General features: G+C 38.9%; 15 protein-coding genes. 10 read left to right on the top strand and 5 right to left on the bottom strand.

Translation table 11 applies throughout. The features are described 5' to 3' along the window. Nucleotides 1-107: 107 nt before the first annotated feature. From FOC45_RS08505 to rfbB, 4 genes are all read left to right on the top strand, one after another. Nucleotides 108-986, top strand: a complete 879-nt coding sequence (locus FOC45_RS08505; RefSeq protein WP_009388672.1) for a carbohydrate kinase — start codon at nucleotides 108-110, stop codon at nucleotides 984-986. Between the two features lie 3 nt (nucleotides 987-989). Then, on the top strand, nucleotides 990-3689 hold the full coding sequence (locus tag FOC45_RS08500) for a substrate-binding domain-containing protein (RefSeq protein WP_155846656.1): 2700 nt from the start codon (nucleotides 990-992) through the stop codon (nucleotides 3687-3689). Between the two features lie 85 nt (nucleotides 3690-3774). After that, a complete protein-coding gene (locus FOC45_RS08495) occupies nucleotides 3775-6036 on the top strand; it encodes a GH92 family glycosyl hydrolase (RefSeq protein WP_155846691.1) in 2262 nt (753 codons plus the stop codon). Then, a complete protein-coding gene (gene rfbB, locus FOC45_RS08490) occupies nucleotides 6037-7032 on the top strand; it encodes a dTDP-glucose 4,6-dehydratase (protein ID WP_009388669.1) in 996 nt (331 codons plus the stop codon). Between the two features lie 76 nt (nucleotides 7033-7108). On the opposite strand, the gene FOC45_RS08485 is transcribed toward rfbB, so the two are convergent. Then, nucleotides 7109-7813 carry a cell division protein FtsQ/DivIB gene (locus tag FOC45_RS08485; protein ID WP_009388668.1) on the bottom strand — a complete coding sequence of 235 codons (705 nt, stop codon included), beginning with the start codon at nucleotides 7811-7813 and terminating at the stop codon, nucleotides 7109-7111. A 231-nt stretch (nucleotides 7814-8044) separates the two neighbouring features. Here FOC45_RS08485 and FOC45_RS08480 point away from each other — a divergent pair, with 231 nt between their 5' ends. After that, the gene (locus FOC45_RS08480; protein ID WP_034540412.1) at nucleotides 8045-8680 is read left to right on the top strand and encodes a hypothetical protein; all 636 of its coding nucleotides are present in this window, start codon (nucleotides 8045-8047) and stop codon (nucleotides 8678-8680) included. A gap of 110 nt (nucleotides 8681-8790) precedes the next feature. Continuing rightward, nucleotides 8791-9672: a GTPase Era gene (gene era, locus FOC45_RS08475; protein ID WP_009388666.1), complete on the top strand. Its 882-nt coding sequence runs from the start codon at nucleotides 8791-8793 to the stop codon at nucleotides 9670-9672. On the opposite strand, the gene FOC45_RS08470 is transcribed toward era, so the two are convergent. Together FOC45_RS08470 and FOC45_RS08465 are read right to left on the bottom strand one after the other, a co-directional pair. Then, nucleotides 9662-10453, bottom strand: a complete 792-nt coding sequence (locus tag FOC45_RS08470) for a DUF6048 family protein (RefSeq protein WP_009388665.1) — start codon at nucleotides 10451-10453, stop codon at nucleotides 9662-9664. The genes era and FOC45_RS08470 overlap by 11 nt on opposite strands. Then, entirely contained in the window at nucleotides 10419-10856 is a 438-nt protein-coding gene (locus FOC45_RS08465) for a DUF6452 family protein (protein WP_034540415.1), read from the bottom strand. Before FOC45_RS08465 ends, FOC45_RS08470 begins: the two co-directional genes overlap by 35 nt. A gap of 354 nt (nucleotides 10857-11210) precedes the next feature. On the opposite strand from FOC45_RS08465, the gene FOC45_RS08460 reads away from it, so the two are divergent. The 4 genes from FOC45_RS08460 to rpmF all read left to right on the top strand — a co-directional run bounded on the left by FOC45_RS08460 (nucleotide 11211) and on the right by rpmF (nucleotide 14447). Then, a complete protein-coding gene (locus tag FOC45_RS08460; protein ID WP_009388663.1) occupies nucleotides 11211-12809 on the top strand; it encodes a sensor histidine kinase KdpD in 1599 nt (532 codons plus the stop codon). Nucleotides 12810-12856: 47 nt separating this feature from the next. After that, complete coding sequence (locus FOC45_RS08455) at nucleotides 12857-13606, top strand: response regulator transcription factor (RefSeq protein WP_009388662.1); 750 nt, start codon at nucleotides 12857-12859, stop codon at nucleotides 13604-13606. Nucleotides 13607-13709: 103 nt separating this feature from the next. Further along, on the top strand, nucleotides 13710-14240 hold the full coding sequence (locus FOC45_RS08450) for a DUF177 domain-containing protein (RefSeq protein WP_009388661.1): 531 nt from the start codon (nucleotides 13710-13712) through the stop codon (nucleotides 14238-14240). A gap of 12 nt (nucleotides 14241-14252) precedes the next feature. Beyond that, nucleotides 14253-14447, top strand: a complete 195-nt coding sequence (gene rpmF / locus FOC45_RS08445) for a 50S ribosomal protein L32 (RefSeq protein ID WP_009388659.1) — start codon at nucleotides 14253-14255, stop codon at nucleotides 14445-14447. Nucleotides 14448-14487: 40 nt separating this feature from the next. Here rpmF and FOC45_RS08440 read toward each other — a convergent pair whose 3' ends face one another. Continuing rightward, on the bottom strand, nucleotides 14488-14877 hold the full coding sequence (locus tag FOC45_RS08440) for a DUF5606 domain-containing protein (RefSeq protein WP_009388651.1): 390 nt from the start codon (nucleotides 14875-14877) through the stop codon (nucleotides 14488-14490). A 20-nt stretch (nucleotides 14878-14897) separates the two neighbouring features. After that, entirely contained in the window at nucleotides 14898-15476 is a 579-nt protein-coding gene (gene def / locus FOC45_RS08435) for a peptide deformylase (protein WP_009388649.1), read from the bottom strand. Nucleotides 15477-15653: the final 177 nt, after the last annotated feature.

Here is a 15653-nt window from a genome sequence, read left to right as displayed (position 1 = left end):
CAAAAAGAATTTATAACTTTGTACGCTGAAAAAGAAAATAATTAACAACAACACTCTCGCCTCCTTCCCCCAAGGGGAGGGTAGGGGAGAGGATAATATACAATACAATGAAAAATACAGTAGTAGGATTGGGAGAAATCCTTTGGGACGTTTTCCCTGAAAGAAAAGTATTAGGCGGTGCGCCCGCTAATTTCGCTTACCACGTGTCGCAATTCGGCTTCAACGGCTATGCTGTGAGTGCCATTGGTGGCGACCTTCTCGGTAAGGAAATTCTAAAAAGTTTAGAAGAAAAAGAACTCAACTACATCATCGAAAAAACTGACTTCCCTACAGGCACTGTAAAAGTACAGTTAGACGGTCGTGGGGTGCCTACCTATGAGATTAGCGAAAATGTAGCGTGGGACAATATTCCATTTTCTTCGCGTATTGAGAACTTAGCAAAGAACACTAATACCGTGTGCTTTGGGTCGTTAGCACAGCGCAGCGCAGTATCGCGCGCTACTATCCATAAGTTCTTAGATTTGATGCCTGCCGAGAGTCTGAAAGTATTCGATATCAACCTCCGCTTGAAATACTTCAGCAAAGAAGTAATCGCCGATTCCTTAGATAAAGCAACAGCCCTAAAAATCAACGATGAGGAAATAGTGAAAATTGCCGAAATGTTTAATTTGCAAGGAACTGATGAAGAGGTATGCAAGCACTTGTTAGAGAAATACAACCTTAAATTCCTTATACTAACGCAGGGCACACGAGGTAGTTATGTGTTCACGCCTAATGAAAAATCGTTCTTAGGGACACCTAAGGTTACCATTGCCGATACGGTAGGTGCAGGCGACTCGTTCACGGCTGCTTTTGTAGCTTCTTACCTCAATGGTTGTAGCATTGCCCAATCACACCAATTAGCGGTAGAAGTATCAGCTTACGTATGTCAGCAACACGGTGCGATGCCTCGCCTTGCCGATGCTCATTTAGAATTGTTTAGGTAATAAATGAAAATAAGAAAATATACCTTCCTTTGTTGTTTCGCTCTCTTGGCTTGCCTTGCTTGCCAACGAGAGCGAAAACCGCGTTATATTATTGGGGTCTCTCAATGCAGTGAAGACCTTTGGCGACAAACGATGAATGAGGAGCTCAAACGCGAAGTAGCCCTCTATCAGGCTGATGCCCAGGTGCTTATTCGCAGTGTAAAAGACGATACTCCTAAGCAAATTGCCGATATAGAGTGGTTTATAGAGCAAAAGGTAGATGTGCTTGTCGTTTCGCCTAACGAGTCGGAAGCCTGTACTCCTGTGATTGAAAAGGCTTACCAGCAGGGTATCCCCGTGATTTTGGTCGATAGGAAAATAGCTACCGAAAGTTATACTGCCTATGTAGGAGCCAATAATTACCAAATAGGTAAAGAAGCAGGACTTTATGCCATAGGTGTTCTCAAAGGCAAAGGCAATATAGTCGAAGTGCGTGGTACCAAAGGCTCTACCTCCGATGCCGAGCGTCATAAAGGTTTTGTCGATGCCTTAGCTAAAGCTCCAGAAATTCAGATTGTAGCAGAAGTATGGGGCAACTATTTGCTTGATGAAGCTAAAAAGCAGTTGCAACTTGTATTTCAGCAGCATCCTAATATAGACCTCGTTTTTGCAATGAATGACCCTATGGCAGCAGGAGCTCGCCAGGCGGCTATTCAGTTCAATGGTAAGCTGCCTTTTATTGTAGGAGTAGATGCGCTTATTGATGGAGGCATTAAAAATATAGAAAACAATGTTCAAGATGCTTCATTTATCTATCCAACAGGTGGTGAGAAGGTAATTGACCTTGCAATGAAAATTCTCCACAATCAACCTTTTCAGCGTGAGAATATCCTCAATACCACAGTGGTAGATAAGAGCAATGTGCGCATTTTGCAGCTACAAACCGAACAAATTGCTGAAAAACAAACCAAAATAGAGGATATCAACCAGCAACTTAGTGAGAGCCTTATCCAGCATACAAACCAACGAATGCTGCTCTACCTTTCTATTACAGCTATTGTGCTTATCACTGTCTTTTTACTGATGGCTATTAGGGCTTATCGAGCTAAAAGTAAGACCAATAGTGAGCTGAAACGCCAAAAAGAACAGTTGGAAATAGTCTCTAAACAATTAGAAGAAGCTACTCAAGCTAAATTGCTTTTTTTTACTAATATCTCTCACGAATTTAAAACACCGTTGTCGCTTATATTAGGTCCTGTTGAAACACTTTTAGCTCATAATTCTCTTACAAAAGAGCAGCAAGAATTACTTTTTCTTATAAAAAAGAATAGTAATAGGCTACTTCATCTCATTTCTGAGGTGTTAGAGTTTCGTAGTTATGAGAATGGTAAACTTAAAATGTACTTCACTAAAGGCAACTTAAAACGGTTTCTTATAGAGCTTAATACCTTTTTTAGTGATCGTATTAAGCAAAAGAAACTCAAGTTTCAGTTTATAGCTGATGAAGTCCCTTTTGAAATAACTTTTGATAAGGAAAAAGTAGAGAAAATTTATTTTAATTTGCTCTCTAATGCGCTTAAATACACACCTATATCGGGTGAAATAATAGTGAAACTGCAAAAAGAAGATGATAAAGTTTGTCTTTCAGTCTTCAATAGTGATTCGTATATTCCTAAAGATAAACAGACAGAAGTGTTTGAACACTTCTATAAGATAAATCCTGATAGTGAAGGTTCTGGTATAGGTTTGGCTTTGGTGCAGGCCTTAGTAGCTTCGCACAACGGAACTATTAGTATAGAGAGTGTTGAAAATGTAGGAACTACTTTCTATATCTATCTTCCTATAGAACAACAAGAGGTAACTTCTAAAACATTGTACGATACTAATTACATAGAAACGCACCTTGACTTATTGCCTTCGGAATCTACCCTAAAAACATTGCCTGATACTACAGAACTTTCCGATAAAAAACCTTTGATACTCATTGTTGAAGATAATCCTGATATGCGCCGCTTTATTCACTATATCCTCAGTGATGATTATAATATCATTGAGGCTGAAAATGGTGAAGAAGGTTTTGAGGTAGCTAAAAAATACCTTCCTGATGTGGTAGTGAGCGATGTGCTAATGCCAAAAGTAGATGGTTTTGATTTATGCCAGTTATTGAAAACCAATGTTTCTACTAACCATATTCCTGTGATTTTACTTACTGCCTATGCTATGGATGAGCAGAAACAAGTAGGTTTTGAAAGTGGTGCCGATGCGTATATTGCTAAACCTTTCAATATAAGACTCCTCAGAACACGTGTGCGTAAACTCATTGAGAATCGCAAAAAAATACGTGAGACCTTTAGCCACTTTTTGCTTAATGAAGCCCAACAAGAGACTTTAGGAAAAGTAGAGCAGCAGTTTATCAATGATTTTACACATTATGTAGAAAAAGCCATTGCTAATCCTGAATTGAATGTAGATGAGATAGCAGAGGCTCTTGGTTTGTCTCGCTCTAATTTATACCGAAAAATAAAATCTCTTACTGATTACTCACCTAATGAACTTATTCGAACTATACGGGTGAAATATGCCAAACAGCTGCTTAATAGTAAAGCTAAAAGCATCTCAGAGGTTGCTTATGAAGTAGGTTTTTCTTCACCCTCTTATTTTGCTAAATGTTTCAAAGACTTTTACAATGAAAGTCCTACAGAATATTTAGAACGCATTAGATAATCTAAAAATTTACTAATTGGCAAGTTGGCTAATTGATAAATTATTCATATCTTTGCCACATTAATTAACCGTTAATGTTATAATGATGAAGTTAAAACATATTTCTTTGGTAGCAGTAGCTGCCTTTTTGTCGGCTTGTCATCAGTCTAAAACAGAGACTGAGAAAGAGACCGAAGCACCTCAAAAACCCTTGATTAGCTATGTAGATCCATTTATTGGTACAGGCGGACACGGGCATACCTACCCTGGGGCAACTACCCCTTTTGGTATGATACAGGTCAGTCCTGTGAATGGTCTTAGCCACTGGGATTGGTGTTCAGGCTATCATTATTCTGATAGTCTAATGGTAGGTTTTGGTCATTTAAGCCTAAGTGGTACAGGTATTGGCGACCTAAACGATATTTTACTGATGCCTACTCATAAAACGTATGACCTTAGCGAGCTAAAGTACGGCAGAAAAGAGCAATACCCTGTGAATGCAAAAGAGTTTCGCGATATGGTACCTTACAAATCTAAGTACAGCCATAAGAACGAAAAAGCAGAACCAGGTTACTACCAAGTATATTTAGAAGACCCTAAAGTGAATGTAGAGCTCACAGCGGCACAACGTTACGCTGTACATCGTTATACTTTTGAAAAAGGGGCAGAACAATCAGTACTACTGAACTTGGGGTATACTATCAACTGGGATAGCCCTACTAAAACCTCGTTTAGTAAATCAAATAAGAAGTTAGACGCTAATAACAACGGCAATATTATTACAGGTTATCGTTATAGTACTGGCTGGGCTGAAAACCAAAAAGTGTTCTTTGCTATTCAGTTCTCTAAACCGATAAAGGATATTACCTATCAAAAGCATAAAGAAGATGTTACTTCAGGGCAAATCTTCTTTGATAATACTGATGAGAAGTTAGAGCTAAAAGTGGCTGTATCATCAGTGAGTGAGGACGGAGCACTTGATAACTTAGAGTACTATGACGAACTTAACTTCGATAAGACCAAAGAGGCTGCGCAACAACAATGGGAGAAGACCCTTAGTAGCATAGTAGTAGAAACACCAGTAGATTCGCTCAAAACGATATTCTATACGGCTCTTTATCACGCACAAGTAGCCCCTGTTACTTTCTCTGATAAGAATGGATGGTTTAGATTACAAAATGATGAGACAGTCCGTACAGAGGGCACTGCCTATTCTACCTTATCTCTTTGGGATACTTTCCGTGCAGAGCATCCACTGCTTACGCTTTTGCAGCCCAAAGTTACAGCTGATATTATCAACTCGATGTTGGCGTACTATCAGGTGCATAAAGTATTACCTGTTTGGACGCTTTATGGCAACGAAACCAATACAATGACAGGTTACCATTCTGTTGCGGTAATTGCAGAAGCCTATCTAAAGGGCATACGTGGCTTTGATGCTGAAAAGGCATATGAGGCAATGAAGACCACTATGATGCAAGATGACCGTGGACTTAAAGCCTACAAGAAATACGGTTATATTCCCTATAATGCAGGCGTAGACGAGTCAGTTACTATTACCCTTGAATATGCTTATGACGATTGGTGTGTAGCACAAATGGCTAAGGCATTGGGCAAGACAGAAGACGCTGATTTCTTCTTGAAGCGTTCAGAAGCCTACACACACCTATTCGATAAAGAAACAGGCTTTATGCGTGGAAAAAGCACCGATGGCAAATGGCGTACTCCTTTTGACCCCAAACGTTCTGACCACCGCGAAAACACCGACTATACCGAAGGTAATGCTTGGCAGCACAGTTGGTTTGTACCTCATAACGTAAAAGGACTTATTAATCTATTTGGTGGTAATGAACCTTTTGTAGCGCACTTAGAGAAACTCTTTACCGAAAGCTCAGAAATTACTGGTGATAACACCTCTCCTGATATTTCAGGACTAATAGGGCAATATGCACACGGCAATGAACCGAGCCATCATATAGCTTATATGTTCAACGTGGCAGGGCAACCTAAGAAAACGCAGTATTGGGTAGACCGCATTTTGCAAACACAGTACAACACTACCCCTAATGGGCTTAGTGGTAATGAAGACTGCGGACAGATGTCAGCTTGGTATATCTGGAGCGCAATGGGCTTATACCCTATGAATCCTGCTTCTACTGAATACCAATTTGGTCGTCCTCTATTCGATAAAGTAACGATGCACTTGCCAAATGGTAAGACCTTTACCATAGTGGCTAAAAACGTATCTAAAGATAATAAATATATCAAGTCAGTTACTTTTAACGGAAAGGCTTATAACCAATGGTATATTTCGCATCAAGAACTCTTGAGTGGCGGTGAATTAGTTTTTGAAATGACAAATAAATAAATGAAAAGAAACATTTTAATTACAGGAGGAGCTGGTTTTATCGGCTCGCACGTGGTGAGGTTATTTGTAACTAAATATCCTGATTATCACATTTTCAACTTAGATAAACTTACTTACGCAGGCAACTTAGATAATATTGCTGATATAGCTAATGCCCCTAATTACACTTTTATAGAGGCAGATATTTGCGACTATGAGCGTATGAAGGAACTTTTTAAGAAGTATCATATTGATGGGGTGATACACCTTGCTGCTGAAAGTCACGTGGATAGGAGTATTGAAGACCCTTTCATCTTTGCTAAAACTAACGTGATGGGTACTTTGAGCCTCTTGCAGGCGGCTCGCGAAGCGTGGAAGGACAATATGCAGGGCAAACGCTTCTATCACGTCTCTACTGACGAGGTGTATGGAGCGTTAGAAATGGATAACACACTCTTTACTGAAGAAACTCCATACGACCCTCAGTCGCCGTATTCAGCTTCTAAAGCCTCATCAGATCACTTTGTGAGGGCTTACCACAATACTTATAAGCTACCTGTGGTGATTTCTAATTGTTCTAACAATTATGGTTCTCATCAATATCCTGAGAAGCTTATTCCCGTATGTATTTATAATATAGTAGATAATAAGCCCTTACCTATTTACGGCAAGGGCGAGAATATTCGCGATTGGTTGTTTGTAGAAGACCACGCTCGTGCTATTGATGTTATTTTTCATCAAGGAAAAGATGGTGATACTTACAATATTGGTGGTTTTAACGAATGGCGTAATATCGACTTAGTAAGAGTCATTATTAAAGAAGTTGATAAGCAATTAGGAAGACCTGAAGGTACTTCTGAGAAGCTTATTACCTTTGTAACTGACCGTGCTGGTCACGATTTGCGTTATGCTATTGATGCTACTAAACTGAAGAATGAGTTAGGTTGGGAACCCTCATTGCAGTTTGAAGAAGGTATACAAAAAACTGTAAAATGGTATCTTGAAAGAATTAAATAACAATTTCATAATCAACAAAAAAACAGGGACTGTTCAATTTGAATAGTCCCTGTTTTTTTATTGACTTATTTGCAAATTATCTTTTGCAGACTACTTGGTTAGTGTATTTTAGATTAACAATACTGTATTCGTTTAAGAGGTTCATCTTTTCTAACTGCTTGTAGAACGCTTTGAGGTTAGCTTTCTTCATTTGTTCGTCTTCAAAACGTCCGAAGAGGACAGTGAAATGAGGAATGCGCATTAAAAATTGGTATTCACCATTGTTTTTGACCATAACCTCAGTGATGTTTTCGTTAAGCCACATATCATTCTGTATAAACATCATTAGGCGATAGGTGTCTTCCCAATATTTATTGCATTCGCCTTTAAGTAGGGGTACACGGGCTGAATAAGAGCTCGATAGAGGCATTTTTTTGCCTTGAGTATCCATATAATATACCGTGCCATTGTCATACACACGCGCAATAGGTTGACGTTGTTTTACTTTGGCATTAAGCACCCCATCAAGTGTGTAGAAGACTTCTGACTTTTCTATCATATCATTGTTATCTAAGAGATTTTCTATCTCCCTCAACTTTAGCAAACCTATAGGCTGCGGTGCTTGTGGGTCTTTGAAAATAGTGCGGCGTATCGTCTCATCAGTTACATACATATCTTCGTCTTGATGGTCTATGATTACTTCTTTTATAGGACGCATTTTGTTTTTCCCCGAGGCAAATAGCTGAATGCCAAGAGGTAATAAGATGATAACTACTATTTTGATGATTTTCTTAGGGTGCATAGCGTTGTTTTTTGCCGCTGCAAAGGTAGTGATAATTTGTCAATTTGCCAATTTGTCGATTTGCTAATTAGGGAAAGAGATGTTGCTCACCAACTTTCCTTCGCTTATCCTTCGCTCATCGTTCGCTCATTGTTCGCTCATTGTTCGATTTAGCAATAGTTAAAAACTAACTATTAATTTTTGCTAATGTGCTAATTGTTTTGTACATTTGCCGCCTATCTAAAATATTGTATTATGAAGTATATATTTCTATTATTGAGTGTGTTAGGAATAGCTCCGCTGGCAATAGGTCAGGATATAGAAGGAGTGCTAACAGAGAAAATTAAACTACTTGACAAAAGTTATAAAAATACAGAGTTGCAGCCCTTGGCAAATGACTTTGAGCGCATTGCTTTGGCTGACACTACGCATTGGCTCGCTAACTATTATACGGCTTACGTAAACGTTCGTATAGCCGACCAGTCGTCTGGTAGTACTATTGACTCTTATTGCGACCAAGCTGAAAAATATCTGAAGATAGCTGAAAAAGCTAAAGGGGCTAATGCGTCTGAAATCTATGCGCTTTATGCTTATCTGTACAGTGCTAAAGTGAAGGTAAATCCGATGTTTAGAGGAGCTAAGTACGGTAAAATGAGTAAGGAGTATTCTGAAAAATCAATAAAGGAAAATCCTAATAATCCGCGTCCGTACCTAATTAGAGCTATCGGGATTTTTTTTACTCCTAAAGCCTTTGGCGGAGGGCCAGCTAAAGCAAAACCTTTCTTAGATAAGGCTTTTGAAAAATTCGATTCTTTTACTCCTGAAACAGCTAACAGTCCGCACTGGGGAAAAGGAATGGCAGAGTATTTGAAAAAATTAGGTAATTAGGCGATTTGGCGATTTGTCAATTTGACGATTTGTCGATTTGTTGATTTGTCGATTTGTCGATTTGGCAATTTGTTTCATAATTCAAAATTCACAATTCAAAATTAAAAAAAGTGCATAAAGCAGGATTTGTAAATATTATAGGGAACCCTAATGTGGGTAAATCGACTCTTATGAACGCTTTCGTAGGAGAGAAACTTTCGATTATTACGTCTAAAGCACAGACTACACGTCATCGTATCTTTGGGATAGTGAGTGGTGATGACTTTCAGGTTGTCTTTTCGGATACACCAGGTATTATTAAGCCAGCGTACGCACTGCAGGAATCGATGATGGCATTTGTAAAAGACGCTTTTGACGATGCTGATATTCTTATCTATATGGTGGAAATCGGTGAGAAAGGACTTAAGGAAGAAGCGTTTTTTGATCGTATCAATAAGCTAAATATACCCATACTGCTGCTTATTAATAAAATAGATACCTCTGAACAGCAGGTGTTGGAAGAACAGGTGGCGTATTGGAAAGAACAAGTGCCAAGAGCTGAGGTATATCCTATTTCGGCACTTCGCAACTTTCAGACTAAAGAGGTTTTTGATAGGATATTAGCTTTGCTGCCAGAGTCGCCTGCCTTTTTTCCGAAAGACCAATTGACGGATAAGCCAGAACGCTTCTTTGTAAATGAAATTATCAGGGAGAAGATATTATTGCACTATAAGAAAGAAGTGCCTTATTCGGTAGAAGTGACCACAGAGAGTTTTGCAGATAGCGAGACTATACTGCACATCCGCTCGGTGATAATGGTAGAGCGCGAAAGTCAGAAAGGGATTATCATCGGACATAAAGGAGAGGCACTAAAGAGGGTAGGGGTAGCCGCTCGCGCCGATTTAGAAAAGTTCTTTGGCAAACAAGTGCACTTAGAACTTTTCGTAAAGGTGAATAAAGATTGGCGCAGCAATGAGCGACAGCTCAGTAGATTTGGTTATGCTAGTCGTTAGTTGTTATGGGCTTTTTGGCTCTTTTGTAGAAAGGGATGAGGTAAGTTAGGGTATAGTTAAAACTTGCTCCGAAGCGACTGTTTTCGTATACACGACCAAAGGCAGGAATGTAGTAATTTGGGAAGCCTTTGCTGTCGGTTTGGAGTGCTAATACCCCTACACGTACAGAAGCTCCTGCATAAAGATTGTGCAATAGTTCGGCTTTGATGCCTAAAACTATCTCAAACCAATGGGCGGTGCGTCCGCTATATTTTTTTAGCCATTCAGTACTACTGCCAGCAGTGTTTTCGGTGAAATACTGGTTGTCTTTGTGGATGATATAAGAGTTGAGGTCTTGCGAGAAGAGTGAAAATCCGTAGCGCGCCCCTACATATATTTGGTTTTCCATACCATACCAGTTACCATAGCTATTATAGTCGAAGCCAGCGCGTAGGAACTGCCCTTCGGTAGTATAAGCGAAGAAGTCTTCATTAGTTTTTTTGCGTTCGAGCCCTATTTCAGCAGCTGCATAATAAGCGAAACTGAGACGGTAGTCGCCTACCAATTCGAGTCCGTAATAATTGCTGTTGAAAAAAGGTTTGATGAGCTTGCTTAGGTCAGCCCCCACACGCAAGCCATACCGCTGTTGGTAAGCGGGCGCTTTAGGTTTTTCGGGCAAGGCAATGGCAGTAGTACGAGAGTTCGTACTGCCCGTAGTGGTAGTGCGACTTGCTGTTTGGGCTTGCAATCCTGCAAAGCAAAACCAATTAATGATACAGATGTATATGAGCTTTCTTTTCATTGTCGATAGTGTTATTCTTGATAGTTACGCCTTTTAGCCAAGAGGTGTTAGCATCTTGGATAGTGGCAGAGAGGGTGTTGTAAGTAGTTTTGATGCCACAAGCTTTGCTTACAAATGTCTCTTCAGTATTATAAGTAAGGGTAAGAGTGGCGGTACTGGTAGTAGTACCAGATACTACTGTCTGAAAAAGATAGGTAGTAGGGTTTTGCAGCCGTAGAGGTAGCGCAATAGAATCGAGAGTAGTGCTGCTGACCAAAGGGGTAGTATTGCCTTCCCCGTAGATGGTTAGGTTAGCTATACTCATAGGGGTACGGGTGTTATTGGCGTTATAGAAGCGCACTACCAAACGAGGGGTATTCACGGTATGGTCGCAGATGTCGTCAGACTCGCAACTTACTGCCAAAAAGGTAGCTGATAGTACCGAGAATAGACGCGCAAAGAAGGTTATTTTGTTTGTCATTGGTAACCAATAATTTAGTTCTGGGGGCAAAGATAATAAATTAATGATAAATGGTAAATGATAAAGGGCAAAAGACAAATAATAAATGAGAAATGCATATTTTTTTGTTATGGTTTCGATAGGCTTTGAATAGAAAGTGTTTCGTTTGTAAGTGTAATAAAATCAGTAGGTTATATAGGTTACGAAATGGTTTTTTTACTATAATTAGGAAATATTTTATTAATTATTTTCCTAATAAATCGTTAATTTTTTAAGAATAAAAGTGTTTTTTTGAAAAAAAAGTTTTAACTTTGCACAATGAATAAAAGGTTATATATAGTACTAATTGTACTAACAAGTCTCTCGCTCGTAGGGATTATAGGAGTACAAGGGTATTGGATAAAGTCGGCGATAGATGATAAGGAAGATGCATTTACCTATTCTATTCAGCAGGTGCTTAACAATGTGGCAAAACAGATAGAGCAAGATGAGGTAGATAAATACGTAGCTAAAATTATGAGTCTGCGTGAGAATACCTCACGTTCAAATCCTAAGGAGAATCACCTGCGGGAATTTATCTATGTAAAAGAGAATAAGGGAAATAAAGAGACTTTTATATATAAGCACGGTATTTTAGAAGAGGACTATACGTTGCCGGCTAACCAGCGAACAGCTGCTGCCTTAGGTATTAATCACCTTTCAGATACATTGGCTATCAAAAGTTATATACTGAAAGAGACGCTTCAGCGGGTAAATAAAGGCCATACTATGGGCTATCCTTCAGAGCAGACGGTTACTGCTTATGAAAAATTTAGTGAATTGCCTGAGATAGAGCGACTAATGATAGAGGAATCGTTTAAGAGCATCATCAGGCAGCTATCTATTAATGAGCGCGTAACTGAAGGGCAGATAGAAAAACTATTGCTAAATCAACTGAAGAAAAACGGACTTAATCTGTCTTTTGAGTTTGGTATTTATAATAGAGGAGTGCTCTCAAAAGTGCATACTAAGTACTTTGAACCGAATGAACCTAAGGAGTTTAGGACTTTGCTTTTCGGAGGTAATACTTCAGATGACTCGTTGTATGAATTGGCAGTGATATTTCCTCAGCGAGAGCGAGTGCTACTTTCATCTATTATAGGTATAGCTACTCTCTCGACGGTGTTTGTACTGATTATCATAGCGGTGTTTGTTATCACGCTCAACCAGTTGCTTACTCAGCGGCGTATTTCTGAGATAAAGACGGACTTTATTAATAATATGACGCACGAATTTAAAACGCCTATTGCTACTATGAGCTTGGTGTTAGACAGTGTAAAGAGTCCGATGGTACTCTCTGATCCTGATAAGGTGTTGCATTATGTGCATATACTCAAGCAGGAAAACAAACGAATGCTTGCTCAGGTAGAGAATATATTGCAGATTTCGCGTTTGGAAAAAAGTACGATGCAGTTAGAACGAGAGCCTTTAGATGTACACGAGGTTATTACTACTGCGATGTTGCACGTGCAAACGATATTAGATGAGCGTGGAGGAGTGATACATACGCATTTTTTGGCAGGGAATAGCGATGTATCGGCTAACGAATCGCACCTTACGAATGTATTTGTAAATGTAATTGAAAACGCCATAAAGTACTCACCCAATGCGCCTGTTATAGATGTTTATACCGAAAATATCAAGAATAAGTTGCTCATACGTATTAAAGACCAAGGGCAGGGTATGACTAAGCAGGCTATGAAGCATATATTTGACAAGTTCTACCGTGCACATACAGGCGACTTGCATAATGTGAAAGGTCACGGTTTAGGTTTGGCCTACGTGAAGAGTATAGTGGAATATCACGGAGGTACTATAACGGTAGAAAGTGAAAAGGATAAGGGTAGCACCTTTTTTATAAAGCTACCCGTGATATAATTAGCCAAATTGTCAAATTATTAACGGCACTAACATAAAAAAAGAATATGAACGGAAACTATTACAGCGCTAAAGTTCCTTCTGAGAACAAACGCATCCTCTTAGTTGAGGACGACCCTAATTTTGGGACAGTACTAAAAGACTACTTAGTAATGAGTGGTTTTGATGTAGTTTTAGCTAAAAATGGGATGGAGGGTTTTGAGAAATTTAAAAAAGAAACCTTCGATATGTGTATTTTGGACGTAATGATGCCTTATAAAGACGGATTTACATTAGCAAAAGAAATACGTGAGAAGAATGAGAAGATACCAATTATTTTCCTTACCGCTCGCACTATGCGTGAGGATGTGATAAAAGGATATCGCTCAGGAGGTGATGACTATCTGAATAAACCTTTTGACTCTGAAATCTTATTGATGAAAATTCGCTCAATGCTACAACGCAAAACAATTGAGACGATGATAGATGATAATAAGTTTGAGTTTGAGATAGGTAACTTTTTCCTCAATACCAAATTGCGTATTCTTAAGTATAAAGATGAAGAGCCTGTGAAGCTATCGCCTAAAGAAAATGAATTATTGCGATTGCTTGCCCTACATACTGACGACTTTATGTCGCGCGAATTAGCCCTTTCTAAAATCTGGAAAGATGATAACTATTTCACTTCAAGAAGTATGGATGTGTATATAGCAAAACTTAGAAAACTGCTTAAGAGAGATGATAAAGTAGAGATTCTCAACATACACGGCGAAGGGTTTAGATTAGTAGCTAATAAAGAAGCTGAGGGCTTTGTGTAAAGTTTTTTAGGGGAATATTTTGGAGTTTTAGAAAAAAGTATTAATTTTGCAGCCTCAAAAGTAGAGAGGTGTAAATCTGTGTGCTTTTGAAAAAGGTTAAAAAATGAGAAAATTAAAAGAATACGATATTTCTTTTGCAGGCTTGAAGCAGGGCAGTCACCAGTTTGACTATCATATTGATAAGCATTTTCTAGAACTCTTTGCCTTTGATGAGGTAAATGATATTGACCAAATAGTAACCGTTCTTTTAGAGAAAAAGAGCAACCTTATGGAACTGCACTTTAGCAGTAAAGGTACAGTAAATGTAAATTGCGACCTCTCTAACGAGCCTTTTGACTTGGCGGTATCAGGGGCACTTTTTTTAGTGGTAAAGTTTGGTGAAGAATATAATGATGAAGATGAAGAGCTGCTTATACTACCACAAGGAGAGCATCAACTAAATGTTGCACAATATATATATGAGTTGATAGTGCTTTCTATTCCTGCCAAGCGCGTACACCCCGATGTACTGAGTGGTAAAATGCACTCGGAGGTATTAGACCGATTGGAAGCACTTGCTCCGAAAGAATATCATCCTACTGAAACAGTAGACCCCCGCTGGGAAAGTTTAAAGAATTTAATAACTGATAAATAAAAAGATTAAGTAATGGCACATCCTAAACGAAGACAATCAAAAACCAGAAGAGATAAAAGAAGAACTCACGATGTAGCAGTAGTTCCTCAAATAGCGAAAGACCCAGTAACAGGGGAAAATCACCTATACCACCGTGCGCACTGGTACGAAGGAAAATTGTACTACCGCGGACAAGTATTGATTGATAATACACAAAATGCAGAATAAAAAAATGCCTCCTTAAAAGGGAGGCATTTTTTATTAATCATTATTCATCGGTTAATAAGTTTTTAGACAGGAGGAGATTGTACCACTGTATTACTTTTTTGATGTCGCTAGTGTATACGCGATCGCGGTCGTACTCAGGTAGTACTTCAGCAAAATAGACCTCTAAAGTAGCTCCATCAGCTTTAGCAGATACGCGAGTTTCTTTACCTTCTTCCAATGTTTTTATTTTTTCAAATACTTCACTTAGTGGTATTTCTTTTTCGGTAGTATAGATAGCTATTTCAGAGAGTAGGCTTACATTATTGCGGATGCCTACAGATATGCGTTTGTCATCTACTAATGAAGTAGCTAAAAAGCCTGTACGTGTTTGTGTTTCTAAGCGGTATAAACCAGGTTTGCCTGAAATGGCAAGAATTTTTGTTAAATTCATTCCTTATTATTGTTTAGTTATTAATTTTTATAGAATTTCATACGATAATCTACTTTCACTTTGCCTTTGCTGATATTGGTAAGTTTGCCCTTTATCAGTTGTTTTTTGAAAGATGAAAGTTTATCAGTAAAGAGGATGCCTTCGATATGGTCATATTCGTGTTGCACTACGCGGGCAGCTAAGCCAGTGAGGGTGAGTCGCTGAGGGGTGAATTGCTCATCGACAAACTCAATAGTGATTTGCTTTTGGCGGCTGACATCTTCGCGCACCCCAGGTATACTAAGGCAGCCTTCGTTGAACAGCCATTTATCACCCGTTTCTTCGGTGATTTTAGCGTTGATAAAAGTTTTTTTGAAGTTTGATAAGAAAGTACGTTCCTCTTCAGTGAGGTCATCATCATCAGCAAAAGGAGCGGTATCGACTACGAAGAGGCGGATGGGCAGCCCAATTTGTGGAGCCGCCAGTCCCACGCCATAAGCGTAGTTCATAGTGTCGTACATATTGGCAATCAGCGTATTGAGATTAGGGTAGTCGGGTGATATGTCAGTAGCTACCTTTCTTAATACGGGGTCGCCATAGGCAATAATAGGTAAAACCATTGTATTTTAATTTTTTGTGGGGGCAAAGATACGAATAATTAGACAATTAGCAAATAAGTGTTAGCTAATCAGCAAATTAACTAGTTTTCACAGAGTGTTAAAATGGTGTTAATTGTAGTAAAAGATGTTTTTTTATTGGATAAATGGTGTACCTTTGCGTTTGAAACCATAAGTGTG

The organism is Capnocytophaga sp. FDAARGOS_737, from assembly GCF_009730375.1.
In the GTDB taxonomy this organism is placed as follows: Bacteria; Bacteroidota; Bacteroidia; order Flavobacteriales; family Flavobacteriaceae; genus Capnocytophaga; species Capnocytophaga leadbetteri.
Note: the sequence above shows the minus strand (reverse complement) of the source record. Positions and strands in the feature narration are given on the sequence as shown.